Annotated in this window: 21 protein-coding genes; 16 read left to right on the plus strand and 5 right to left on the minus strand. The window is 64.1% G+C overall.

Annotated elements, in window-relative coordinates:
* Nucleotides 1–3: 3 nt before the first annotated feature.
* Genes nuoL through nuoN form a run of 3 tightly spaced genes read left to right on the plus strand, consistent with a single transcriptional unit; the run spans nt 4 to nt 4,960 of the window.
* A complete protein-coding gene (gene nuoL, locus AC5WEY_RS13400; RefSeq protein ID WP_495646211.1) occupies nt 4–1,875 on the plus strand; it encodes an NADH-quinone oxidoreductase subunit L in 1,872 nt (623 codons plus the stop codon).
* Nucleotides 1,872–3,410: an NADH-quinone oxidoreductase subunit M gene (locus tag AC5WEY_RS13405; protein ID WP_495646212.1), complete on the plus strand. Its 1,539-nt coding sequence runs from the start codon at nt 1,872–1,874 to the stop codon at nt 3,408–3,410. Before nuoL ends, AC5WEY_RS13405 begins: the two co-directional genes overlap by 4 nt.
* On the plus strand, nt 3,407–4,960 hold the full coding sequence (gene nuoN, locus AC5WEY_RS13410; protein WP_495646213.1) for an NADH-quinone oxidoreductase subunit NuoN: 1,554 nt from the start codon (nt 3,407–3,409) through the stop codon (nt 4,958–4,960). Before AC5WEY_RS13405 ends, nuoN begins: the two co-directional genes overlap by 4 nt.
* Nucleotides 4,961–4,964: 4 nt before the next feature.
* Here the strand turns inward: nuoN and AC5WEY_RS13415 are convergent, their stop codons facing one another.
* Nucleotides 4,965–5,450 (minus strand): DUF4188 domain-containing protein, encoded by a 486-nt coding sequence (locus AC5WEY_RS13415; RefSeq protein WP_495646214.1) that lies wholly within the window; start codon nt 5,448–5,450, stop codon nt 4,965–4,967.
* 76 nt (nt 5,451–5,526) lie between these two features.
* Between AC5WEY_RS13415 and AC5WEY_RS13420 the strand changes: the two genes are divergently transcribed.
* Nucleotides 5,527–6,120: a TetR/AcrR family transcriptional regulator gene (locus tag AC5WEY_RS13420; protein WP_495646215.1), complete on the plus strand. Its 594-nt coding sequence runs from the start codon at nt 5,527–5,529 to the stop codon at nt 6,118–6,120.
* Here AC5WEY_RS13420 and AC5WEY_RS13425 read toward each other — a convergent pair.
* Nucleotides 6,114–7,001, minus strand: coding sequence for a YdcF family protein (locus AC5WEY_RS13425; protein WP_495646216.1), 888 nt, complete (start codon nt 6,999–7,001; stop codon nt 6,114–6,116). The two genes, AC5WEY_RS13420 and AC5WEY_RS13425, sit on opposite strands and share 7 nt — an antisense overlap.
* Before the next feature lie 151 nt (nt 7,002–7,152).
* Nucleotides 7,153–7,407: a hypothetical protein gene (locus AC5WEY_RS13430; protein WP_032398387.1), complete on the minus strand. Its 255-nt coding sequence runs from the start codon at nt 7,405–7,407 to the stop codon at nt 7,153–7,155.
* 57 nt (nt 7,408–7,464) lie between these two features.
* Here AC5WEY_RS13430 and AC5WEY_RS13435 point away from each other — a divergent pair, with 57 nt between their 5' ends.
* From AC5WEY_RS13435 to AC5WEY_RS13465, 7 genes are all read left to right on the plus strand, one after another.
* A complete protein-coding gene (locus AC5WEY_RS13435; RefSeq protein ID WP_495646217.1) occupies nt 7,465–7,980 on the plus strand; it encodes a DinB family protein in 516 nt (171 codons plus the stop codon).
* 87 nt (nt 7,981–8,067) lie between these two features.
* On the plus strand, nt 8,068–9,558 hold the full coding sequence (locus tag AC5WEY_RS13440; RefSeq protein WP_495646563.1) for an aldehyde dehydrogenase family protein: 1,491 nt from the start codon (nt 8,068–8,070) through the stop codon (nt 9,556–9,558).
* A 24-nt stretch (nt 9,559–9,582) separates the two neighbouring features.
* A complete protein-coding gene (locus tag AC5WEY_RS13445; RefSeq protein WP_235581659.1) occupies nt 9,583–11,094 on the plus strand; it encodes an APC family permease in 1,512 nt (503 codons plus the stop codon).
* Nucleotides 11,095–11,106: 12 nt separating this feature from the next.
* Nucleotides 11,107–12,654: a GMC family oxidoreductase gene (locus AC5WEY_RS13450; RefSeq protein ID WP_495646218.1), complete on the plus strand. Its 1,548-nt coding sequence runs from the start codon at nt 11,107–11,109 to the stop codon at nt 12,652–12,654.
* Nucleotides 12,644–14,560, plus strand: a complete 1,917-nt coding sequence (locus tag AC5WEY_RS13455) for a putative nucleotidyltransferase substrate binding domain-containing protein (protein ID WP_495646219.1) — start codon at nt 12,644–12,646, stop codon at nt 14,558–14,560. The genes AC5WEY_RS13450 and AC5WEY_RS13455 overlap by 11 nt, the downstream gene beginning before the upstream one ends.
* Nucleotides 14,561–14,584: 24 nt before the next feature.
* On the plus strand, nt 14,585–17,263 hold the full coding sequence (locus AC5WEY_RS13460) for an MGH1-like glycoside hydrolase domain-containing protein (RefSeq protein ID WP_495646220.1): 2,679 nt from the start codon (nt 14,585–14,587) through the stop codon (nt 17,261–17,263).
* Nucleotides 17,264–17,346: 83 nt separating this feature from the next.
* On the plus strand, nt 17,347–18,453 hold the full coding sequence (locus tag AC5WEY_RS13465) for an alcohol dehydrogenase catalytic domain-containing protein (protein WP_495646221.1): 1,107 nt from the start codon (nt 17,347–17,349) through the stop codon (nt 18,451–18,453).
* 3 nt (nt 18,454–18,456) lie between these two features.
* Here AC5WEY_RS13465 and AC5WEY_RS13470 read toward each other — a convergent pair whose 3' ends face one another.
* Nucleotides 18,457–19,245: an ABC transporter ATP-binding protein gene (locus tag AC5WEY_RS13470; RefSeq protein ID WP_495646222.1), complete on the minus strand. Its 789-nt coding sequence runs from the start codon at nt 19,243–19,245 to the stop codon at nt 18,457–18,459.
* A gap of 94 nt (nt 19,246–19,339) precedes the next feature.
* Here AC5WEY_RS13470 and dapB point away from each other — a divergent pair, with 94 nt between their 5' ends.
* The 3 genes from dapB to AC5WEY_RS13485 are packed head-to-tail and all read left to right on the plus strand — an operon-like array spanning nt 19,340 to nt 21,027.
* A complete protein-coding gene (gene dapB, locus AC5WEY_RS13475; protein ID WP_495646223.1) occupies nt 19,340–20,098 on the plus strand; it encodes a 4-hydroxy-tetrahydrodipicolinate reductase in 759 nt (252 codons plus the stop codon).
* Between the two features lie 11 nt (nt 20,099–20,109).
* Entirely contained in the window at nt 20,110–20,568 is a 459-nt protein-coding gene (locus tag AC5WEY_RS13480; protein WP_495646224.1) for an OST5 family protein, read from the plus strand.
* A gap of 6 nt (nt 20,569–20,574) precedes the next feature.
* Nucleotides 20,575–21,027 carry a flavodoxin family protein gene (locus AC5WEY_RS13485; RefSeq protein ID WP_495646225.1) on the plus strand — a complete coding sequence of 151 codons (453 nt, stop codon included), beginning with the start codon at nt 20,575–20,577 and terminating at the stop codon, nt 21,025–21,027.
* A gap of 5 nt (nt 21,028–21,032) precedes the next feature.
* Here the strand turns inward: AC5WEY_RS13485 and AC5WEY_RS13490 are convergent, their stop codons facing one another.
* Nucleotides 21,033–21,485 (minus strand): hypothetical protein, encoded by a 453-nt coding sequence (locus AC5WEY_RS13490; RefSeq protein ID WP_495646226.1) that lies wholly within the window; start codon nt 21,483–21,485, stop codon nt 21,033–21,035.
* A 153-nt stretch (nt 21,486–21,638) separates the two neighbouring features.
* On the opposite strand from AC5WEY_RS13490, the gene AC5WEY_RS13495 reads away from it, so the two are divergent.
* Both AC5WEY_RS13495 and AC5WEY_RS13500 read left to right on the plus strand, forming a co-directional pair.
* Nucleotides 21,639–23,000 carry an OFA family MFS transporter gene (locus tag AC5WEY_RS13495; protein WP_495646227.1) on the plus strand — a complete coding sequence of 454 codons (1,362 nt, stop codon included), beginning with the start codon at nt 21,639–21,641 and terminating at the stop codon, nt 22,998–23,000.
* Nucleotides 22,997–23,113 carry an MFS transporter small subunit gene (locus AC5WEY_RS13500; protein WP_442970944.1) on the plus strand — a complete coding sequence of 39 codons (117 nt, stop codon included), beginning with the start codon at nt 22,997–22,999 and terminating at the stop codon, nt 23,111–23,113. Before AC5WEY_RS13495 ends, AC5WEY_RS13500 begins: the two co-directional genes overlap by 4 nt.
* Nucleotides 23,114–23,145 lie beyond the last annotated feature (32 nt).

Here is a 23,145-nt window from a genome sequence, read left to right on the forward strand (position 1 = left end):
ACGATGTCGATCCTGTGGCTTCTCCCGGCTCTGCCGGCCTTGGGTGCAGCCGTCCTGCTGCTCGGTGGCCGGCGCTGCAACCAGTGGGGGCACCTTGCTGCGACAGCCGCAGCGGTGTCGTCGTTCGTCGTCGCCGCACTGGTGTTCGCCTCGATGCTCGGGCGTGACGAGCAGAACAGAGCGATCGCCGAGACTCTGTTCCGCTGGGTTCCCGTCGACGAATTGCAGGTCGACTTCGGACTGCGTGCAGATCAACTGTCGATTTGTTTCGTCCTGTTGATCACCGGAGTCGGGTCACTCATTCACGTGTACTCGATCGGATACATGAGCCACGACGCGGAGCGTCGGCGCTTCTTCGCGTACCTCAATCTGTTTCTCGCCGCCATGCTGCTGCTGGTGCTGTCCGACAACTTCCTCGGCCTGTATCTGGGTTGGGAGGGTGTCGGTCTCGCGTCGTACCTGCTCATCGGATTCTGGCAGCACAAGCCGTCGGCCGCCTCGGCAGCTCGAAAAGCGTTCGTGGTCAACCGCGTCGGCGATATCGGCCTGGCGATCGCCCTGATGATCATGTTCGTGAACTTCGGATCGGTGCAGTACGACGTGGTGTTCGCCGGAATCGGGGATGCGAGTGAATCGGTGGCCACCGCGATGGCGCTGATGTTGCTGCTGGCGGCCTGCGGAAAGTCGGCGCAGGTCCCGCTGCAGTCGTGGCTCGGCGACGCGATGGAGGGCCCCACTCCGGTCTCCGCACTGATTCACGCGGCGACGATGGTCACCGCCGGTGTGTATCTCATCGTCCGATCGGGGCCGATCTTCGAGGCCTCGCCGGCCGCCCGAGCAGCGACCGTCGCCGTCGGCGCAGTGACGTTGCTGTTCGGTGCCGTGATCGGTTGTGCGAAGGACGACATCAAGAAGGCGCTTGCAGCCTCGACGATGAGCCAGATCGGCTACATGGTGCTCGCCGCCGGACTCGGACCGGCCGGCTATGCCTTCGCCATCGTCCTGTTGCTCTCGCACGGATTCTTCAAGGCCGGACTGTTCCTGGGCGCCGGCTCGGTGATGCACGCGATGAACGACGAGACCGACATGCGAAAGTTCGGCGGGCTCCGCGCCGCGATGCCGATCACTTTCGTCACGTTCGGTCTGGGCTACCTCGCCATCATCGGCGTACCGCCGTTCTCGGGTTTCTTCGCCAAGGACCCGATCATCGAGGTTGCGTTCGCGGCCGGGGGAGTGACAGGTGCGGTGCTCGGCTGCGTGACACTGCTCGGTGCGGGACTGACCGCGTTCTACATGACTCGGGTGATGCTGATGACGTTCTTCGGGCCGAAACGGTGGGCAGCGCAGGCACATCCGCACGAGGCGTCGGCGACGATGACGGTGCCCATGATTCTGTTGGCCGTCGGCTCGGTGGCATCGGGAGCCTTCCTCGCGGTGGGCGGACGCCTCGAGACGTGGTTGGAACCGGTGGTCGGATCGGCGCACGAGGAACACGCGATACCTGCCTGGGTCGTCACGGTCGCAGTTCTGGGAGTGGTACTCGTGGGTGCAGGCGTCGCGTACCGGAAGTACATCGCCCGCGACGTTCCCCCGACTCCACCCGAGGACGTATCGGCGCTGACCAGAGCCGCACGCGCCGATCTGTACGGCGACGCCTTCAACGAGGCCGCGCTGATGCGGCCAGGTCAAAAGCTCACTCGCACATTCGTATACGCCGACAATGCGGGCATCGACGCCGTCGTGGACGGGGTGGGGAGATCGATCGGCGGAGTATCGACTCGATCTCGGCGGCTGCAGACCGGATTCGTACGGTCCTATGCGTTGGCGATGTTCGCGGGGGCCGTTCTCGTCGTGTTGATGGTGGTGGTCCTGTGACGTTCCCCTGGTTGACCGTCCTGTGGGTTCTGCCGATTCTCGGCGCGATTTTCGTCGCCCTCGTCCCGGCCGATCGTCCGACGATCGCGCGTGGCGTCGCCGTCGGGTTCGCGACCGGCACACTCGCGCTGTCGGTGGTGCTCGCGATCGCCTTCGACTCCGGTGGCGATCGCGACCAGTTCCTCGAAGATCATTCCTGGATAGCGGCATTCGGCGCGCGCTACACACTCGGCCTCGACGGAATCGGGCTCGTGCTCGTGTTGCTCACCACCGTGCTGACCCCACTGCTGCTCGTTGCGGGCTGGCACGACGGCAGCCGCGTCGCGAACTACGGATCGCGTCGGGTCTCGCACACCTACATGGCGTTGATCCTGGTGGTCGAGTCCATGGTGATCGTCTCGTTCCTCGCCTTGGACGTACTGCTGTTCTACATCTTCTTCGAGGCCATGCTCATTCCGATGTACTTTCTCATCGGTGGCTTCGGCGGCACCGAGCGCACGCGCGCCGCAGTGAAGTTCCTGCTGTACAACCTGTTCGGTGGCCTGGTGATGCTGGCTGCCGTCATCGGGTTGTACGTCGTCACCGCCCGGCCCGACGGTCCGTTCGACGGCGGCACGTTCGATCTACGCGCAATCGCGGATGCAGCGGCATCGGGCGGGCTCGGTGTGGATCCGGCAGTGCTCAACGCGCTGTTCCTCGGTTTCATGCTCGCGTTCGCGATCAAGGCACCCCTGTGGCCGTTCCATACGTGGTTACCCGACGCCGCAGTGCAGTCCACCCCGGCGACGGCAGTGCTGATGATGTCGGTGGTGGACAAGGTCGGCACCTTCGCGATGCTGCGCTTCTGCCTCGAGCTCTTTCCCGGTTCGTCGCAGACGTTCGCCCCGTGGATCATCACGCTCGCAGTGATCGGCATCGTGTACGGCGCGATACTGGCGATCGGTCAGACCGACATGATGAGACTCATTGCCTACACCTCTATTTCGCACTTCGGATTCATCATCCTCGGCATCTTCGCGATGACCGGCCAGAGTCAGGCCGGTGCCACGCTGTATATGGTCAACCATGGAATCTCGACCGCCGCATTGTTCTTGATCGCAGGCTTTCTCGTGTCCCGTCGTGGTTCACGAGCGATCGCCGACTACGGCGGCGTCCAGAAGGTCGCGCCGGTGCTCGCCGGAACCTTCCTGATCTCGGGTCTCGCTACGCTCTCGCTGCCCGGTCTCGCCCCGTTCATCAGTGAATTCCTGGTGTTGATCGGCACATTCGGGCGCTACGGTGTGGCCGCGATCGTGGCCACCGGTGCGCTCGTGCTGTCGGCGATCTACATTCTCTGGCTCTACCAACGAGTGATGACTGGGCCGGTCCGAGAGGGCAACGAGAAGATCTCCGATCTCGTTCCCCGTGAGGCGTTGGTGGTGGTCCCGTTGCTCGCGTTGCTGATCGTGTTCGGGGTGTACCCGAAACCGGCTCTCGACGTGATCACTCCGGCAGTGCAATCCACGATCGTCGACAGTGCAGGAGGTCAACCATGACCACTCCCGAGGTGCAGTACGGACTGCTGTCGCCCATGTTGATCGTCTTCGGTGTCGCGGTTCTCGGGGTCCTGGTCGAAGCGTTTGTGCCGGTGCGGGCACGTCGTGGCGTCCATCTCGGCCTTGCGCTGGCCGGTTTGGTGGTGGCTCTCGCGGCCGTTCTCGGGCTGGCCGGCACCGAGGCATATGCGATGAACGGGGCCGTGGCGATAGACGGGCCAACTCTGTTCCTGCAGGGAACCATTGTGCTGGTGTCGATTCCGGCAATCGCACTGCTTGCCGAGCGTACCGTCGCCGTCACCTCCACCGGTACCGAGCGCCGCATCGATTCGTTCACTCCGCAAGCGTCCACCACTCCGGGCAGCGTGGCGGAGAAGGAGGCCATCGATGCAGGCGTCGCTCAGACCGAGGTCTTCCCGCTGGCAATGTTCGCGATCGGCGGCATGCTGTTGTTTCCGGCGTCTACCGATCTGCTGACGATGTTCGTTGCGTTGGAAGTGCTGTCGTTGCCGCTGTATCTGCTGTGCGGACTGGCGAGACGACGACGGCTGCTCTCTCAGGAAGCAGCCCTCAAGTACTTTCTGCTGGGCGCGTTCTCGTCGGCGTTCTTCCTGTTCGGAGTGGCGTTCCTGTACGGCTACGCCGGGACGGTCCGGTTGGACGGAATCGCCGACGCAATCGCTGTAGACGGACAGGGCAAGTCGTTGGCACTGATCGGAACCGCCCTGCTGGCCGTGGGGTTGCTGTTCAAAGTCGGTGCGGTGCCCTTTCATTCGTGGATTCCAGACGTCTACCAGGGTGCCCCCACGCCGGTGACGGCGCTGATGGCCACCGTGACCAAGGTGGCCGCCTTCGGTGCGATCCTGCGGATCTTCGGAATGGCGCTACCCGGTCTCGAGTCGAGTTGGCGTCCGATGCTGTGGGTGATCGCTATCGCGACGATGGTGCTCGGTTCGGTTGTCGCGGTGACGCAGACCGACGTCAAGCGCATGCTGGCCTACTCGTCCGTGGCACATACCGGGTTCATTCTCACCGGAGTGACCGCGCTGGGTAGTGCAGAGGATTCAGGGGTTTCGGGCACGATGTTCTACCTGCTCGCCTACGCCTTCAGCACGCTGGGTGGATTCGCCGTGATCGGTCTGGCCCGAGACGAGCGCGGTGAGGTAGGCGACCTGGAACGGTGGGCCGGTGTCGGTCGACGCTCACCGCTGGTTGCCGCGGTGTTCGGGTTGTTCCTGCTCTCGTTCGCGGGTATCCCACTCACCAGCGGCTTCATCGGCAAGTTTGCGGTGTTCAGCGCGGCCTCCGGTGCCGGGGGAGCTGCACTGGTCGTGGTCGGAGTGGTGTGCAGCGCTGTTGCGGCGTTCTTCTACGTGCGCGTGATCGTGCTGATGTTCTTCACCGAGCCCACGGATCGGACCGTCACCATGGTGCGTCCTACCGCATCGGTGTCGTGCGCGATCGGGGTGTCGGTGGTCGTCACCGTGGCACTGGGAGTCTTTCCCCAGCCCGTTCTCGATATCGCCGCGCGAGCGGGGAACTTCCTCTAGCTCGTCAGGCGTGTTGGGCGGACTTCATTCGCTGCTTCCACGTGTGCGAGCCGGTGCCGACCGGAATCGAACCGATGGCTCCCGCGAGGCCGAACGGCGGCATGTTCACGTAGATCGCTTCACTGTTCTGCGCTGTTGCGGTGTAGGTTTCGTGCCATACGCCGACATTGCCGGTCGCAGCGACCGACCGGTTGAACGCGCGCCAGGCCGGTGCATGGGGTGCCTCGGGATCGGAGGCGAATCGCGTGAGGTCTTCCGCGTTGCGCCAATAGCTGACCAGCATGGTGGTGCGTCCCAACCATGAGTGGTAACCGAGCAGTCCTGAGGCAGGATCCTGTTCGAGATGGCTGAGCATCCGTGGCATCGCGCGCACCGCGGGAAGCCAGGAGCGAACGGCAAGGGGATTGTTGATACGCATCCCGATGAGAAAGACCGTGACAGTGTCGCGGTCGGCTTCGACCGTGCTGCGGCCGTCGATGATGGGTTGCATGACGTGTTCCCGTCTGTTCGGGGGTCGAGCATTGCTGTGACACTGTTATAAAACACCGTTGTGGTAAGTTTCGCAAGTGGCGAGACCGAGAATTCACGATGCCGAACTTCGTACCCGGCTACTCGGGGCCGCGGCGGAAAGCGTTGCCCAACACGGCGTCGACTCGCTGTCGCTACGTAAACTCGCCGCCGCGCAGGGCACCTCGACCACGGCCATCTACTCACTGTTCGGCGGTCGCGCGGAACTGCTGGTGGCTCTGTTCGCCGCGTCGTTCTCCAGTTTCGGTGACGCCCAGCGGCAGGTGCCGGTCACCAGCGACCCAGAGGTCGATCTGCGCGAACTCGGCGTTGCCTACCGGCGCTGGGCTCTGCAGAACCCTCATCTGTACGCCGTGATGTTCGGCGGCCTTCTCGGTTCGGTCGATGTATCCGAAGAGGCGAAACTTGCGGCTGCAGCGATGGATCCGCTCCGGGCGGCGGTAGGGCGAGCCGTCGCGGCCGGCACCATGAGCGGCGCATCGGTCGAGGTGATCAGCCATTCGTTCTGGGCGATCGTGCACGGGTTGGTGTCGCTGGAGTTGGCGATGCCGATGAAGTACGACGACGAAAGTCGACGTGCGGTGTTCGATGCCGGGACTGCGTCGGTGCTACGAGGGTGGACGCGTCAGTAGGTGCGCGGTATCCCGAGGATCTTGGTGGCATCGACGGTCATGCCCAGCCGCGCGGTTGGAGCGAGTGCAGGGAGTTCCGGAAGATCGTCGGGGGTAGAAGTCGCGGCGCCGATCACGTCGGAGCCGGCGATTTCGAAGTCCGATATTGCACGCCGCAGGTGACTGGGAGTCGTGGACAGAACCAGATTCTCGACGCCGATCTCCGCCGCCAGCGAGGTGGCGCGCTGCGCGTTCTGCACGGTCGAATTGGCGGTGGGCTCGGTGTGAATACGGTCCCCAGCGACCTTGTTGTCGATCAGCCATTTCTTCATCACGTCGGCCTCGGTGATGCCGCTCTGCGGATTTCCGCCGGTGACGATGATGGGCGATTCGGGGGAGCGCTCTGCGACAGAGACGGCAGAATTCAGTCGCTCCACCAATTCCGGGGCCATGCTGCCGTCGCCGTTCAGCCCCAGGCCGAGTACCACGATCGCGGTGCGGGGCCCGTCGGTGACCGGTGCGAAGTCGATCGTTTCGGTCGCGGCGTCGTCGATTACGGCAATGGCCCGCTCCACCGCATCGGCGAGCGAGGGAGACAGGGTGCGCAGGCGGGCCGAGTGCTGCGTGCGAGCGGCGGCATCATCGGTTGCGTTGGCGTAGAACGTCTGCAGCGCTGCCACATTGGCATCGTCCGGTGCGGCCGCGGCAACCGCGTCCAGTGCCGCGAACCCGGCGTCGTAGCGACCCTTGACCAAAGCGTTCTGCGCATCGTTGTACTGCTGCGCGTCGGCCGAACGGACTGCCTCGGTGACTGTTGCCGGGGCGTGCTGGGCCGTCGCCGCGCCCATGCCCGTGCCGAGGGCAAGTGCAGCCGCACAGGTGACAACGGCAACACGGATCATCGGTTGTGCTCGGCCGGATCGCACTGTCGGTTGCCCTTCTGAGCGGTGACGGGTTTCCGCCACCATAGCTCAGTTCGGTACCAGTGTGACTGGTGTGATCCAAGTTTCTCGAGTTACACCGATGTACTTCTGAGCAGGCAATTTCCGCTCGTCACAGGGTGACGGGGGCGCGTCCTCGATCGGCCGGTTCGATAGTGACCTCGGCGTCGGGGAGAAAAACGCGCTCGGTAGTCGTGGTGCCGTCGACGCCGTCGGTCACTGTCACCGCCACGTTCTCGGCAACCTGTCCGGCGCTTTCGATGAACCCGGTCGCAACGCCCTCCTCGATGAGGAGATGATCACCCACGAGCAAAAGGAGCTCGTCTGCCGTCACCGTTCGTCTGCCGCCCACATCTTCGATAGTCATGACCCCACCGTAATGCGCTGCGCTGCACGGTGCCGTCGCATGTTCGACAATCGCCGTATGAGCTTCACAGCGCCCGTGCCCGATCCCGTCGACGGTCCGCTCGTCGGTGACGAGAGACCGATTCTCGAGGGAGTGCTGCGCTGGCATCGAGCCACATTGCTGAACATCTGTGCCGGTGCCGATGCCGAACAGCTTGCGCGCCGCCCCTTCTCGCACTCGACGCTCTCCCTCCTCGGACTCGTCCGTCATCTCGCGAAGGTCGAACGTATCTGGTTTCGAGAGCGTCTGGCGTCGATGTCGTTCGAGCCGATGTACGACGCGGCCCTGGGGAAGGACTCCGACTTCCTGGGAGCGACGGCATCGAGCGCAGAGTCGGACTTCGCGCGATTCGCTGCCGAGTGTGCGGCCTCGGACGAGATCGCTGCCCGTCACTCGTTCGAGGATCCGGTCGACTGTCGAGGCGGGCCGATGTCACTGAGGATGGTCTACGTACACATGATCGGCGAATACGCGCGGCACAATGGGCACGCGGACATCATTCGCGAACAGATCGATGGAGTCACCGGCCGCTGAGGGCATAACGTAGACACACGATCAGGCCCACTCACGGAAGAAGGTGTTTCGGTGACCGACTCCGACGCAGGATTCGATCCGACCGCATTGCGCCCCTCGTTGTACGTCGACGGGCAGTGGCTGGGGTCCGGTGACGGTGGGACCCGCGACATCGTCGATCCGTCCGACGGCAGCACGGTGGCCGTCGTGGACGAGGCCACGCCCGACGACGCGTTGCGCGCGGTGGCCGCGGCGCGGTCCGCGTTCGACGACGGACCGTGGCGCTCGGTGACGGTGGGTGAGCGCAAAGACCTGCTCAATCGCATCGCAGACTTGCTCCAGCGCGACAAGGCGAAGTTGGCGCTCATCGAGACCCTCGATACCGGAAAGACGTTCGGCGAGAGCGAGATCGACATCGACGACGTCACGTCGGTGTTCCGCTTCTACGCCGATCTCGCGGTGGTGCAGGCAGATCGACTGATCGATGTCGACCGGCCCGAAATCCTCAGCCGCGTGGTGCACGAGCCGATCGGTGTGTGCGTCATGATCGCACCGTGGAACTACCCGCTGTTGCAGATCTCGTGGAAGATCGCCCCCGCTCTTGCGGCCGGTTGCACGATGGTTCTCAAACCGAGCGAAGTGACCCCGCTGAGCACCATCGCATTCACCAGGCTGGTCGAGGAAGCAGGTGTACCTCCGGGTGTGGTCAATCTGCTGCAGGGTAGCGGCGCGGTCCTCGGAGATGCGCTTACCAGGAACCGCGACGTCGACTTCATTTCCTTCACCGGTGGGCTCGCAACAGGCCGGCACATCCTGGCCGCGGCGGCCGAGAACGTCACCAAGGTGGCCGTAGAACTCGGCGGCAAGAATCCCCACATCGTGTTCGCCGACGCGGTGGCCGACGAGCAGTCCTTCGCCGACTCGGTCGACAACGTGCTGACCGGAGTGTTTCTGCATTCCGGTCAGGTGTGTTCGGCCGGTACCCGCCTGATCATCGAGGAATCCGTGGCCGACCGTTTCGTCGCCGCCGTGGCAGAGCGCGCGAAGACCATCGTGATGGGGCCGGGTATGGACCCGGCCAGCGAGACCGGACCGCTGGTGTCGCAGGCGCAGCGCAAGAAGATCGAAGGCTTCGTCGCGGGCGGCATCGACGAGGGGGCGACGTTGGTCATCGGTGGAACGAAACCGGACGATCCTGCTCTGGAGAACGGTAGCTACTTCCTCCCCACGATTTTCGATCATTGCACTCGGTCGATGAATATCGTGCAGGAGGAGACATTCGGGCCCATACTCACTGTGGAGCGCTTCGACACCGAGGCCGAAGCGCTGCTGTTGGGTAACGATACGAATTACGGTCTCGCTGCGGGAGTTCGGACGTCCGACGCCGCACGAGGCGAAAGAATGGTGCGTGGGCTCCGCCATGGAACGGTGTGGCTCAACGACTTCGGTGTCTACACGGCGGCCGCGGAATGGGGCGGCTTCAAGCAGTCCGGGAACGGCCGCGAACTAGGTCCGTCCGGTATGTCCGAATATCAAGAAGCGAAGCATATTTGGCACAACACCTCACCTACCGCGGCGGGGTGGTTCGGTACCCGATAGAGCACGATGGGAAAGGCCACAGGCATGGCAATACTGAACGACAACTCGAGCGGGATGGACGATTTCGGGTACAAGGAATCGCTCGACCGCAGTCTCGGCAAATTCGCCAGCTTCGCCGCAGGCGTCAGCTACATCTCCATTCTCACCGGCACGTTCCAGCTGTTCTACTTCGGTTTCGGCACCGCCGGGCCGGCGTACCTGTGGTCGTGGCCTGCGGTCTTCGTCGGTCAGCTCTGCGTGGCACTGTGCTTCATGGAGCTGGCCGCGAAATACCCGGTGGCGGGATCGGTGTACAACTGGGCGAAGCTGTTGGGCCGCAGGATCGTCGGTTGGTCGGCGGGTTGGTTGATGCTCACGGCATCGATCGTGACACTGGCCGCCGTTGCCCTTGCTCTGCAGCTGAACTTGCCACGCATCTGGAGCGGATTTCAGATCATCGGTGACGGTTCGGGTGCCACCGACTTCGCGGCCAACGCAGTGCTGCTCGGTGCGATCCTGATCGCCATCACCACCACGATCAACGCACTCGGAGTTCGACTGATGGCGATGATCAACAGCGCGGGTGTGTTCATCGAACTCATTGCGGCCGTACTCATCGCGATCCTGCTCGCGGCCAACATCACTCGCGGGCCCGAAGTGTTCTTCTCCTCCAACGGCTACGGTGCCGGTGAGAGCGGCGGTTACCTCGGTGCCTTTCTGGTCGCGTCGCTGGCGTCGGGCTACGTCATGTACGGATTCGACACCGCGAGCTCGCTCGGGGAAGAAACCGTCGAACCGCGACGCACCGCCCCCAAAGCGATCTTTCGCGCCATCCTCGCCTCGTTCGTCATCGGCGGAGCCATCCTGGTGTTCGCCGTCATGGCCGCGCCCGACCTGAACGATCCCTCCCTCGGGAGCCCCGACGGCAGCCTGCAGTCCATCGTCGAATCGGTGATGTGGGGCCCGCTGGGTACCGTCTTCCTCATCTGCATCGTCATCGCCGTGTTCGTCTGCTCGTTGGCAGTGCACACCGCGGCAATCCGGCTCACGTTCGCCATGGCGCGAGACAACGCGTTGCCCTTCGGCGAGAGCCTGGCCAAGGTGAATCCCAAGACCCAGACCCCTGTGGTGCCCGCGGTGACCATCGGCGTGCTGGCCATCGTCATTCTCGTCGTCAACATCGGTCAGCCGCAGATCTTCACGGTCCTCACCTCGATCGCGATCATCATGATCTATCTCGCGTATCTGATGGTCACCGGACCGTTGCTGGTCAAACGCATCAAAGGCGAGTGGCCGCCGGAGGATCTGAAACCCGGTGGATATTTCACGATGGGTAAGTTCGGGCTGCCGGTCAACATCGCGGCCGTGGTGTGGGGTGCCGGAATGGCAATCAATCTCGCCTGGCCACGAGAGGCCGTGTACGGAACCCCCTGGTACAACACCTTCGGTGCGTTCGTCTATATCGGAGGCATCTTGGGCGTCGGCCTGCTGTGGTACGCAGTCAAGGGGCGCAAGCACATCGGCACTCTGAAATCACATGCCTCCACGGGCAACTAGAAGGAGCCTGCAGTGACAGACACCCAGTTCGATTACGTCGTCGCAGGAGGGGGCACGGCGGGATGTGTGCTCGCCGCGCGACTGAGCGAGGATCCCTCGGTCAGCGTCTGCCTTGTCGAAGCAGGGCCGACCGATGTCGGTGACAAGGCGATTCTCGAACTGGCGGAGTGGATGCATCTGCTCGACTCCGGCTACGACTGGGACTATCCCGTCGAACCTCAGGAGCGGGGCAACAGCTTCATGCGGCACGCGCGCGCGAAAGTGCTCGGCGGCTGTTCGTCGCACAACTCCTGCATCGCTTTTCATCCGCCCGCCGAAACCCTCGACGATTGGGCTGCAGCCGGCGCGACCGGATGGGGCGCGTCGGACATCCTTCCTTTTGTCGCCCGCGTGGAGAACAACGACACCGGCCGTGGACAGGACGGCCCCGTGCGAATCCGCGACGTGCCGCCGAACGATCCCTGCGGTGCAGCAGTGCTCGAATCGGCGGCCGGAATAGGGCTTCCCACCGTCGCGTTCAACCGCGGGACGCCGGTACTCAACGGTGCGGGTTGGTTTCAGATCAACGCGGGAGAAGACGGCTCGCGTATGTCGACCTCCCATGCGTACCTGCACCCGATCATCGGCTCACGGCCGAACCTGGAGGTGCGCACCGACTGCTGGATCAGTGAGATCCTGATCGACGAGTCGCTGACCGCGACGGGTGTGCGGTATCAACGGCCCGACCTGACCGGCTACGACACCGTGTCCGCGCGTCGCGAGGTGATTGTCACCGCCGGTGCCATCGACACGCCGAAGTTGTTGATGCTCTCCGGAATCGGGCCGGCGGCTCAGCTGCAGGAGATGGGAATCACGGTGCGAGTCGACTCGCCCGGCGTGGGCGAGAACCTCGACGACCACGTCGAAGGGCTGGTGTTCTGGGAGGCGAGCAAGCCCATGGTCACCACCTCCTCGCAATGGTGGGAGATCGGAGTGTTCGCCCAGACCGACTCGTCGCTGAACTATCCCGACGTCATGATGCATTACGGCAGTGTGCCGTTCGACATGAACACCCTGCGGTGGGGCTATCCGACCACCGACAACGGCTTCTGTCTGACGCCCAACGTGACCCAAGGTCGCTCGCGCGGCACGGTTCGATTGCGCAGCAGGGACTTTCGCGATCGCGCCAAGGTGGATCCGCGCTATTTCACCGACGCAGACGGCCATGACGACGCGGTGATGCTCGCCGGTTTGAAGCTTGCTCGTCGGATCGCGTCGGATGGTCCGATGGCCGGCTGGATCGAACGTGAACTCGCGCCCGGGCCCGAGGCCGTCACCGACGACGATCTACTCGACTACGTGCACAAGACGCACAACACGGTGTACCACCCGGCCGGTACCGCCCGGATGGGATCGGTGGACGACGCGATGGCCGTGCTCGATCCCGAGCTTCGCGTGAAAGGAATATCACGTCTGCGCGTCGTCGACGCGTCGGCGATGCCGAAGCTGCCATACGTCAATCCGAACATCACGGTGATGACCATGGCGGAGAAATGCGCCGACCTGATCCGTGGCGGATAGACCGGCGCTCACCGAGTTCCTCGGCGCACACCCACCGTTCCAAGGCGCGTCACCTGCGTTACTGACCGACATCGCCCGAGCAGCTGTGGAACGCGACTATGCCGGTGGCGCATGGGTTGTGGGCCCGACTCCCACGCCCGACGTGGCCGACACCGTATGGGTGGTGCGTACCGGTCGAGTGGTGATCGTGCACCCCGACGACACCTCGCCCGCCGACCGGCCGATCGACACCATCGGTCCAGGTGGGGTCTTCGGTTTCTCGGCATTGCTCGCCGGCGGGACGGTCGAATTCTGCGCGCGCGCCACCGAGCCGAGCACTGTCCTTCGATTGCCCGGGGAGCTGATCCGACCGCTGTTCGCAACGCCGACCGGGCTGGCGTTTCTGGCCGATGCCGTCACCTCGGCCACCACGCATCGCGGTGGGGCGGCCGAGGGTAGTTCCGGCCGTGCCGTCGGCGAACTGCTGTCGGCACCGCCGGTGTTCACATCCGCAGGTACTTCTGTCCGAGATGCGGTTCGGCACATGACCGAACAAGGCAGCTCGTACGTCCTGGTTCCGCTGCGCGGTTCACGCTACGGAATATTCACCGACCGTGACCTCCGAGTGCGTGTTGTCGCTGCCGGAATCGGCGTCGACACCCCGGTCGAGCGGGTCATGACGACGCCGGCCGAGACGGTCACCGCGGACCGGTCGGTCGGCACCGTACTGATGGACATGCTCGAGCTGGGGCTGCGGCACATGCCCGTGGTGTCCAGCCGAGGTGAGGTTCTCGGCGTCGTCGAGGATTCCGATCTGCATGCCGCGTCCACCCGTCGGAGCTTCGTGGTTCGTCGTGCGGTGACCTCGGCGTCGACTTCGGCCGAACTCGCCGACGCCGGAAAGCTCGTTCCGGGATTGGTGGCGGACCTGTTCCGGGGCGGGACCGACGCCGTGGCGGTCAGCGCGATCCTGTCCGTCGTGGTCGACAGCCTCGTCCGCCGTGCCGTCGAGATCGAATGGTCGGCGCGGCCGGAAGTGCCGCGCGACCGGTTCGCCTGGATCACCCTCGGCAGTGTGGCGCGTCGGGAAGCCATGCCGTCCTCGGACGTCGACAGTGCATTGACCTGGTCCGACACCACCGCGGACCCCGGCTCGCGAGGGAAATCGAGCGCGGTGTCGAGAACCCGCGACGAGGCGCTGATGGACTTGGCCGCTCGTGTCCACGTGAGCCTCGACGGTGCCGGGCTACCATCGGACACCAACGGGGCGGTCGCGAGCTCGCCTCGATTCGCACGCTCGGCCGGGCAGTGGCAAAGCGCCGCGGCTCACTGGCTCAGCAACCCCTTCGGTGAACGTGGCAATCCGGCTGGGGACTCCGGTCTCATCATGTCCTCGCTGATGATCGACGGCAGGGTGGTGTGGGGCCCACGAGAGCTGAACACCGTGCCCGAGGCGTATCGCCGGCTCCTGGTCGACAACCCCGATGCACTGCGGCTGCAGCTGCGGGATGCCCTCGCAGGCCGGGCCCGGTTGCGCTCCCTGCGAGACGTGCTGGCTCGGCGCGGCGGGACGTTCGATCTCAAGGCCCATGCCCTGACGCCCATCGTCAACCTCGCTCGGTGGGGTGGGTTGTCGGTCGGCATCGCCTCGTCCTCCACCCCCGCGCGGCTCGCGGCGGCGTCGGGCAACGGCATGCTCTCCGAACGCGATGTCGCCACTCTGACCGAGGTGTTCGAGATGCTGCAGCGTCTGCGACTGTCGCATCAGATCGATCAGATCACGGCAGGGCATCGGCCCGGTGACGTGCTGGTCATGGCCGATCTGTCACCCCTCGAGCGCAGTCTGCTCACCGACGGAGTCCGAGAGATCGCCGCGGTGCAACGCCGGGTCGGCTACCTGGCTGCCAATGTCGGCGTGCATCGCTGAGCGTCAACCACCAGACTGTGTGCCGTGACCACCAATCCCGTGAGCGTCCCTACCCCGTCCACCGTCGAGCACTCTCGGTTGGCGGAATCGCCCGGCGTCAGCGGCCCGTGGCGCCAGTGGGGGCCGTACCTGGCAGGACGGCAGTGGGGCACGGTGCGCGAGGACTACTCCGAGGACGGGAACGCGTGGGCGTCGTTCCCGTTCGATCAGGCGCACAAGCGGACGTACCGCTGGGGTGAGGACGGAATCGGGGGAATCTGCGATCGTTTCGGGTTCCTCAATTTCTCGTTCGCACTGTGGAACCGCAAGGACCCGATCCTCAAGGAACGGCTGTTCGGTCTCGCCAACGAAGAGGGCAATCACGGCGAGGACGTCAAGGAGTACTTCTGGGCGGTCGACGGAACACCGACGCACAGCTGGATGCAATGGCTCTACCGCTACCCACACGCGGAATATCCCTATGCCCAACTGAGGGAAGAGAATGCCCAACGCGGCCGTGACGACCGTGAGTACGAGCTGGCCGACACCGGGATCCTCGACGAGAACAGATTCTTCGACGTCCAGGTCACGTATGCGAAGGCATCACCCGACGACATCTGCATCACCATCTCCATCACCAACCACGGACCGGAGGCAGCGTCGGTCGATCTGCTGCCGCACCTGTGGCTGCGCAACACGTGGTCGTGGGGCCGCGACGACCGCGGCGGTGTCCTGGATCGGTTGACCCCACCGGACCTACTGGCCGGTGGTCTCGAAGCCATTGCCGTCGACCATGGATTTCTGGGACGCTACTACCTGAGCGCCGAGGGAACGCCGTCACTTCTGTTCTGCGACAACGAAACCAACGCTCAGGCGCTGTGGGGTCAGGAGAACGTCTCGGCCTATCCCAAGGACGGAATCGGGCGGCGAGTGGTCGACGGTGACGTGGATGCCGTCAACCCCGAGCAGACCGGAACGAAGGCCGCATTCTGGTATCGGTTCGACGACATCGCATCCGGTGCAACGGAATCGGTCAAACTGCGCCTGTCGCCCAACCGGCCGGACGAGCAGACGTTCGGGACCGGATTCGACGCGGTCACCCTCGATCGTCGAGTGGAGGCGGACGAGTTCTACGGTGCAGTGATCGGTGCGGAGCTCACCGACACCGATCGGCACGTGGCGCGGCGCGCGTACGCGGGACTGTTGTGGACGAAGCAGCTCTACCGGTACGACGTCGAAGAGTGGATCGAAGGCGACAAGGTGGGGGCACCGGCCCCGGATTCGAGGCAGGACCCGCGCGGTCGAAACGCGCACTGGCGTCACCTCGCGTTGGCCGATGTGATCTCGATGCCCGATGAGTGGGAGTACCCCTGGTTCGCAGCCTGGGACTTGGCATTTCACGCGATTCCGCTGGCGCATGTCGACGCCGATTTCGCCAAGGAACAGTTGGTTCTGATGTGCCGAGAATGGGCCATGCACCCCAACGGTCAACTCCCGGCGTACGAATGGGAATTCGGTGACGTCAACCCGCCGGTGCACGCGTGGGCGGCATGGCACGTGTATCGAATCGACGGCTATCGGGATCGCGAATTTCTGGTTCGAGTGTTCACCAAGCTGCTACTCAACTTCGCGTGGTGGGTCAACCGCAAGGACTCGGAGGGGTCCAACATCTTCGAGGGCGGCTTCCTCGGAATGGACAACATCGGATTGTTCAATCGTTCCGCACCGCTGCCCCCGGGGTTTCGCCTCGAGCAGTCCGACGCAACGAGTTGGATGGCGTTCTACTGCCAGCAGATGTTCAAGATCGCCTTGGAGCTCGCGCGGCACGACAGCGCCTGGGACGACGTCGCAACCAAGTTCTTCTCGCACTTCCTCTCCATCGCGAAAGCGGTCAATTCATTCGGTTCGCAGCACATTTCGCTGTGGCACGAGGAAGACGGGTTCTTCTACGACGTCCTGGTTCAACCCGAGGGCGATGCGGTACCGATGCGGGTGCGATCCATGGTCGGACTCCTTCCCATTCTCGGTGCAACGGAAATTCCGCCCTGGGTCGAGGCCGAATGCCCGGATCTTGCCGCGCGGCTGCGGTGGGTGCAGCATCGTCGGCCCGAAATGGTCTCGCCGCTGCTGGCGCGGCGAGAAGGCAACGAGGTGCGTCTTCTGCTGACGCTCGTCCAGCCCGAGCGTCTGAAGCGGATCCTGGCGCGCATGTTCGATTCGGAAGAGTTTCTGTCGGAGTTCGGAATTCGATCGCTCTCGGCCTCGTACCGCGAGCCGGTGACCTTCGACGTCGATGGCCGCAGTCTGTCCATCGAGTACGAACCGGGGGAGTCGCGAACCGGAATGTTCGGTGGCAATTCCAACTGGCGTGGCCCGGTGTGGTTCCCGGTGAACGTGCTGCTGGCCGACAAGCTCCGCGCCTACGGTCGGTACTACGGCGACTCTTTCACCATCGAGATCCCCACCGGATCGGGCAACCACCGCACTCTGACCGACGCGGCCGACCTGATCGACAACGGTCTCGCCGGACTGTTCCGGCCGATCGATGGCAAGAGGCCGGCGGACGGCAACCGGATCGAATCCAGTGCCGACCCACTGTGGAGCGAGCATCCCAGCTTCAACGAGTACTTCGACGGCGACACCGGAGAGGGACTCGGGGCCACGCACCAAACCGGGTGGACGGCGCTGGTCGCGCACCTGCTCAGGCCACGTTTGCCGCTGTGAGGGCCTGCGGCCCACGTGCACGGAAATTCGTAGCCCACTACGAAGTTCCGCGCACATGCGGCGTAGCCGCATAGTCTGGCGGGATGAAGATTCGCGGCGCAGTACTCGAAGAAATCGGCCGATCACGTCCCTTCGCGGACTCGCATCCCATTACGGTCTCCGACCTCGAGCTCGGCTCGCCGGGTGACGGCGAACTGCTGATCAGAATCGAAGCCGCCGGCCTGTGTCACTCGGACCTGTCGGTAGTCGACGGCAATCGAGTGCGTCCGGTCCCGATGTTGCTCGGCCACGAGGCCGCAGGCCGCGTCGAGGAGGTGGGCGCGGGTGTCGAGGACATCGAGGTCGGGACCCGTGTCGTCATGACATTCCTGCCGCGCTGCGGTGACTGCGCAGGGTGCGCCACCGACGGCCAGATGCCCTGCGTCGTGGGAAGCGCGTCGAACAATGCCGGCACGTTGCTCGGCGGAGGCATCAAATTGCACCGCGACGGTGCCGAGGTCAAGCATCACCTCGGAGTGTCCGGATTTGCGACACACGCGGTGGTCAGCCGAAAGTCGGTGGTCCCGGTGGACGACGACATCCCGGCCGATATCGCAGCCGTCCTCGGGTGTGCGGTACTCACAGGCGGCGGTGCAGTCCTCAACGCGGGAACTCCGAAGCCAGGGCAGTCGGTGATGGTGGTCGGCCTCGGCGGAGTAGGAATGGCGGCGGTCCTGACGGCGGTGTCGGTCGGTGCCGGTGAGGTGATCGGGGTCGACGGTGTCGCGGACAAGCTCACCACCGCAACCGATCTCGGCGCAACTCAGGTCTACTCGCCCGCCGAGGTCGCCGAGAATGGCATCAAGGCCGACATCGTCATCGAGGCCGCAGGTAATGCCCGCGCCTTCGAGACTGCCGTCGCGGCAACCGCTCCCGGTGGTAAGACCATCACCGTGGGACTCCCCGCACCCGACGCGCGGTCGTCCATCTCGCCCTTGGGGCTGGTGGCGGAAGCGCGCACGATCATCGGCAGCTACCTGGGCTCGGCCGTCCCGGCACGCGATATTCCGACGTACGCCCAGATGTGGCGCGAGGGTCGACTCCCCGTCGAGAAGCTGATCTCCTCGCGTATCACGTTGGACGAGATCAACCGCGGCATGGACGAATTGGCCGACGGTAACGCAATCCGTCAGGTCATCGTCTTCGACTGAGCATCAGCTCTGCGAGGCCGTCGCCACCCAACGGCCACGTTGCTTCGAGATCTCGATGGGATGGTCGAAACAGGCACTGATGTTGTCGGTGGTCAGCACGGTGTCGACGGTCCCTTGCGCCAGCACTTGTCCGTCGCGGACCAAGAGTGCATGAGTGGTCGAGACCGGAATTTCCTCGAGGTGGTGCGTTCCCAGGATGCTCGCCAGGTCCGGGTGCTCGGCTCGCAGTGCGTCGAGCGCGGTCAGAAGTTGTTCGCGGGCAGCGAGATCGAGCCCCGTGGCAGGCTCGTCGAGCAGCAACACCGCAGGATCGGGGAGCAGGGCGCGCGCGATGAGCGCTCGGCCACGTTCTCCCTGCGAGAGCGTGTGCCAGGACGCTTCCGCGCGATGGGTGACGCCGAGGGACTGGATCAGCCGGTGCGCTCGGGTGATCTGAGTCTCGGTGGCCGACCACCTCGGGATCAGGTCTGGAGTGTTGGTCAGACCGGTCAGCACCACCTGGAACAACGTCAGTGGAGCGTCGATCCTCAGCCGTGGATCGACGTGCCCGATGTGCGTCCGCAACTCCCGCATGTCCACCCGGCCGAGGCGATGACCCAGAACGTGGACGGCCCCGTGGGTGGGATGGACGACGGCACCCAGCAAACTGAGCAGGGTGCTCTTACCGGCTCCGTTGGCACCGAGCAACACCCAGTGCTCGCCTTCGTCGACCCTCATCGTTGCATCGCTGAGCAGGTATCGGCCCCCGCGGACCAGATCGACTCGGTCGGCGAACAGAACAGTGGACGTCACCGGACGACCGTAGCTGCCGGTGTGGAGCGCGGGGAAAGTAGGCTCTGAGGTCGGTAAGGCCTCGAGACGACGAAGAAACGAGTGTGGGTACGACGTGAGTGCAACGGCACCTGTTCGAGTAGGGGTACTGGGATCGCGCGGCAAGGTCGGGCAGGCTATCTGTGCTGCCGTCGACGCAGCCGACGACCTCGAGCTCGTGGCCACCGTCGACCAAGGCGATCCGCTGGCAAACTTCGTCGATTCCAGTGCGCAGGTGGTGGTCGATTTCACTCACCCGGATGTGGTGATGGACAACCTGCAGTTCCTGATCGAGCACGGCATCCATGCCGTTGTCGGCACCACCGGTTTCGACGAGCCGCGGCTCGAGCAAGTACGGGAATGGCTGGCCGGATCGCCGGACACGGGAGTGCTGATCGCCCCGAACTTCGCCATCGGTGCTGTGTTGTCGATGCGATTCGCTCAGCAGGCCGCTCGGTTCTTCGACTCGGTCGAGGTGATCGAACTGCATCACCCCAACAAGGCCGACGCGCCGTCGGGCACTGCCTATCGCACTGCTGCGCTGATCGCCGAAGCACGCGCCGCGGCAGGCAATGCGCCCAGCCCCGATGCGACGACGACCGAATTGGACGGTGCACGCGGTGCAGACGTCGACGGGGTTCGGGTGCATTCGATCAGGCTCGCGGGACTCGTTGCGCATCAAGAGGTTCTGCTGGGGACGCAGGGCGAGACGCTGAGCATCCGGCACGATTCGCTGGACCGTACGTCGTTCGCTCCGGGCGTGCTTCTCGGAGTCCGAGAGATCGCCGCTCGACCGGGTTTGACCGTCGGTCTCGACCCGCTACTGGATCTGTGAGCTGATCGACTGTGAACAAAGCGACCAAAGTTCTCGCCATCATCGCGGTGATGGTGCTGATCCTCGGCTTCTACTTCTTCCTTCTCGGCCAGCGCGGAGTGACTCTGATCCAGAACGGTGGGGTAGCCAGTATTGCCCTGGGTATCGGGGTCATCCTCCTGCCGATCGTCGGATTGTGGATCGTGTGGGCGACGCTCAAAGCGGGGTTCGACCATCAGCGGCTGGCGTCACGGATGCGGGAGGAAGGGCTCGAACTCGACGTCGACGACCTCCCGCGGATGCCGTCGGGACGGATCGAACGCTCTGCCGCGGACGAGATGTTCCAGCAGATCAAGGCCGAGTGGGAAAAAGACCCGGACAACTGGAGAAGCTCGTACCGGCTTGCGCGTGCCTACGACTACGCGGGCGATCGCGGGCGAGCTCGCGAGACCATGAAACGCGCTGTGGCACTGGAACGGGCAGAGAGCTGACGGCCGATGGCGCGCACTCTGCTGGTGGTTCATCACACTCCGAGCCCGCTCACTCGCGAGTTGCTCGAGGCCGTTCTCTCCGGCGCGCGTGATCCGGAGATCACCGGTGTGGACGTCCGCAGCGTTCCGGCCCTGGGTGCGACGGTCCCGGATGTACTCGACGCAGACGGTTTCCTCTTCGGCACGCCGGCGAATTTCGGCTACATGAGCGGGGCGCTCAAGCACTTCTTCGATACCGTCTACTACCCGTGCCTGGACGCCGTCGCCGGAAAACCCTATGCCGCATGGATTCACGGGAACAACGACACAGTGGGTGCCGCACGCGGTGTCGAGGCCATTACCTTGGGATGGGGACTCGAGAAGGTGTTCGGCACCCTGCACCTCGCAGAAGGAGGCAAGGCTGCTCGCGAGCGGTGCTACGAACTGGGCGGCACGGTCGCGGCGGGACTGTCCGACTGACGGAGTCAGTCGGAATCGGCGGGGGAGTGGGGTCGCAGCACGTCGTCGGCCGGGATCGACAACGGAATTTCCAGAAGCCGTTCCGGCCAGCTCGGGTACGCGGGTCTGATCCACACTCGGTTGTCGTCGAGTTGCGTCATCAGCACCCGACGCCACTGCCAATCATCTTGCGGGGTGAGGAGATCGGTCTCGAGCTGCAGAGGCAGCGGGGCTTTTGTCCAGTGCGGCAACGACAGTGATGCCAGTCCACGTTCCTCCAGGGCGGAAATCGCGTCTTCCAACGACACACCCTGTGCAACAGTGATTCCCACCGGATTGACGGCATCGACCAGATATCCCTCGTCGTACTCGTCCTGTGGGTTCGATTCACGCGAGCTGTGGGCGACGGTCCAGCCGATCACCTCACCGTCCGAGGCTCGCTTCACCGGCAATCTGCTACGCCACCGTTCGATGTCCACTGTCCCTAGAATACGCGGCCTCGAGGATACGCGGCTCGAGGTAGTGAGTTCGGTGAAAGAACTATGTCCGGTTGTGAGCAGGCAGGGCGGTCCTCGTGTTTGACTGCATGGGTTAGTTGATCTTTGTACCGCTCTCCATACCAAGGGATTTCGATGACCCTCCCCATTCTCGACCGCTCCAGAATCGTTGCTACGCCCGAGTGGAGTCGCTGGTTGATACCACCGGCAGCACTGTCGATCCACCTCGCGATCGGGTCTGCATACGCATGGAGCGTCTTCAAGAACGCCATCTCACAACCCGACGCGCTCGGACTCAGTGGAACCGTCACTGCTATTCCGTTCCAGCTGGCCATCGTGATGCTCGGCCTGTCTGCCGCAATCTTCGGGACCAGAGTGGAGAAGAACGGTCCGCGCTGGGCGATGGCCGTTTCGTTGGTCTTCTTCGTATCCGGCCTGCTCATCTCCGCCCTCGGCATGGCCCTCGGCCAGTTCTGGCTGGTGATCTTCGGTTACGGGTTCGTCGGCGGTATCGGCCTCGGAATCGGATACATCTCGCCCGTGTCGACGCTGCTGAAGTGGTTTCCCGACAGGCCGGGAATGGCCACCGGCATCGCCATCATGGGCTTCGGCGGTGGTGCGCTCATCGCGTCACCGCTCACCAGTCAACTGATGGTGAACTTCGGCGGCTTCACCGATGGTTCGATCGCCAAGACGTTCCTCACCTTGGGCGTCGGCTACGCGGTGTTCATGGCGCTGGGGGTCGTGCTCATCAGAGTGCCCGCCGAAGGGTGGACACCGGCAGGATGGACCCCGCCCGCCTCGTCGGCGATGATTTCCACGCACAACGTCTCGGCCGCGAATGCCGTCAAGACACCGCAGTTCTGGTTGTTGTGGGTCGTGTTGTGCTTCAACGTCACCGCCGGCATCGGAATCCTCGAGCGAGGCTCGGGTATCTATCAGGACTTCTTCCCCGACGCGACCTCGCCCCAATCTCTGGCTGCTGCGGCCGCCGGTTTCGTTGCCTTTCTCTCGCTGACCAATATGATCGGACGATTCGTCTGGTCGTCGGTCTCCGATGTGGTGGGCCGCAAGAACATCTACAGGATGTACCTGGGCGTGGGCGCGCTGCTTTATCTCTACATCGCGCTGTTCACCAATACGAACAAGATCCTCTTCATGGTCGCGGCACTGTTGATCCTGTCGTTCTACGGCGCGGGATTCGCGACCGTTCCGGCCTACCTCAAGGACCTCTTCGGCACGTACCAGGTGGGCGCAATCCATGGACGACTGCTCACCGCATGGTCGGTGGCGGGTGTTCTGGGACCACTGATCGTCAACGCCATCGCCGACGCCGGAGAGCCGGGAACCACCGGCCGATACCTCCCGGCCTTCTACGTGATGATCGGATTGCTGGTCGTCGGGTTCCTGGCCAACGAAGCCATCAAACCGGTGGCATCGAAGTACCACGAATCCGATCACACGGATTCTGCAGCCACCACGGGAGCGAAGGCATGAGCGGCGCACAGAAGCAGGTCACGATGGCGGTCGCATGGGCGTGGGTTGCCGTGCCGTTCGCCTACGGACTGTTCGAGCTGATTCTCAAGGCGAAGAACCTCTTCAGCACCTGACACCGTGTGTCGGTGACTCGTGACAGGGTGGA

The sequence above is a fragment of the Rhodococcoides sp. S146-33 genome (assembly GCF_059489205.1).

Coding starts and splice junctions, on each gene's coding strand:
- AC5WEY_RS13425 (WP_495646216.1), bottom strand. CDS start 7,001: ATGATCCGTGTTGCCGTTGTCACCTGTGCGGCTGCACTTGCCCTCGGC.
- AC5WEY_RS13435 (WP_495646217.1), top strand. CDS start 7,465: ATGAGCTTCACAGCGCCCGTGCCCGATCCCGTCGACGGTCCGCTCGTC.
- AC5WEY_RS13445 (WP_235581659.1), top strand. CDS start 9,583: ATGGCAATACTGAACGACAACTCGAGCGGGATGGACGATTTCGGGTAC.
- AC5WEY_RS13500 (WP_442970944.1), top strand. CDS start 22,997: ATGAGCGGCGCACAGAAGCAGGTCACGATGGCGGTCGCATGGGCGTGG.
- AC5WEY_RS13430 (WP_032398387.1), bottom strand. CDS start 7,407: ATGACTATCGAAGATGTGGGCGGCAGACGAACGGTGACGGCAGACGAG.
- AC5WEY_RS13465 (WP_495646221.1), top strand. CDS start 17,347: ATGAAGATTCGCGGCGCAGTACTCGAAGAAATCGGCCGATCACGTCCC.
- nuoN (WP_495646213.1), top strand. CDS start 3,407: ATGACCACTCCCGAGGTGCAGTACGGACTGCTGTCGCCCATGTTGATC.
- AC5WEY_RS13415 (WP_495646214.1), bottom strand. CDS start 5,450: ATGCAACCCATCATCGACGGCCGCAGCACGGTCGAAGCCGACCGCGAC.
- nuoL (WP_495646211.1), top strand. CDS start 4: ATGTCGATCCTGTGGCTTCTCCCGGCTCTGCCGGCCTTGGGTGCAGCC.
- AC5WEY_RS13495 (WP_495646227.1), top strand. CDS start 21,639: ATGACCCTCCCCATTCTCGACCGCTCCAGAATCGTTGCTACGCCCGAG.
- AC5WEY_RS13485 (WP_495646225.1), top strand. CDS start 20,575: ATGGCGCGCACTCTGCTGGTGGTTCATCACACTCCGAGCCCGCTCACT.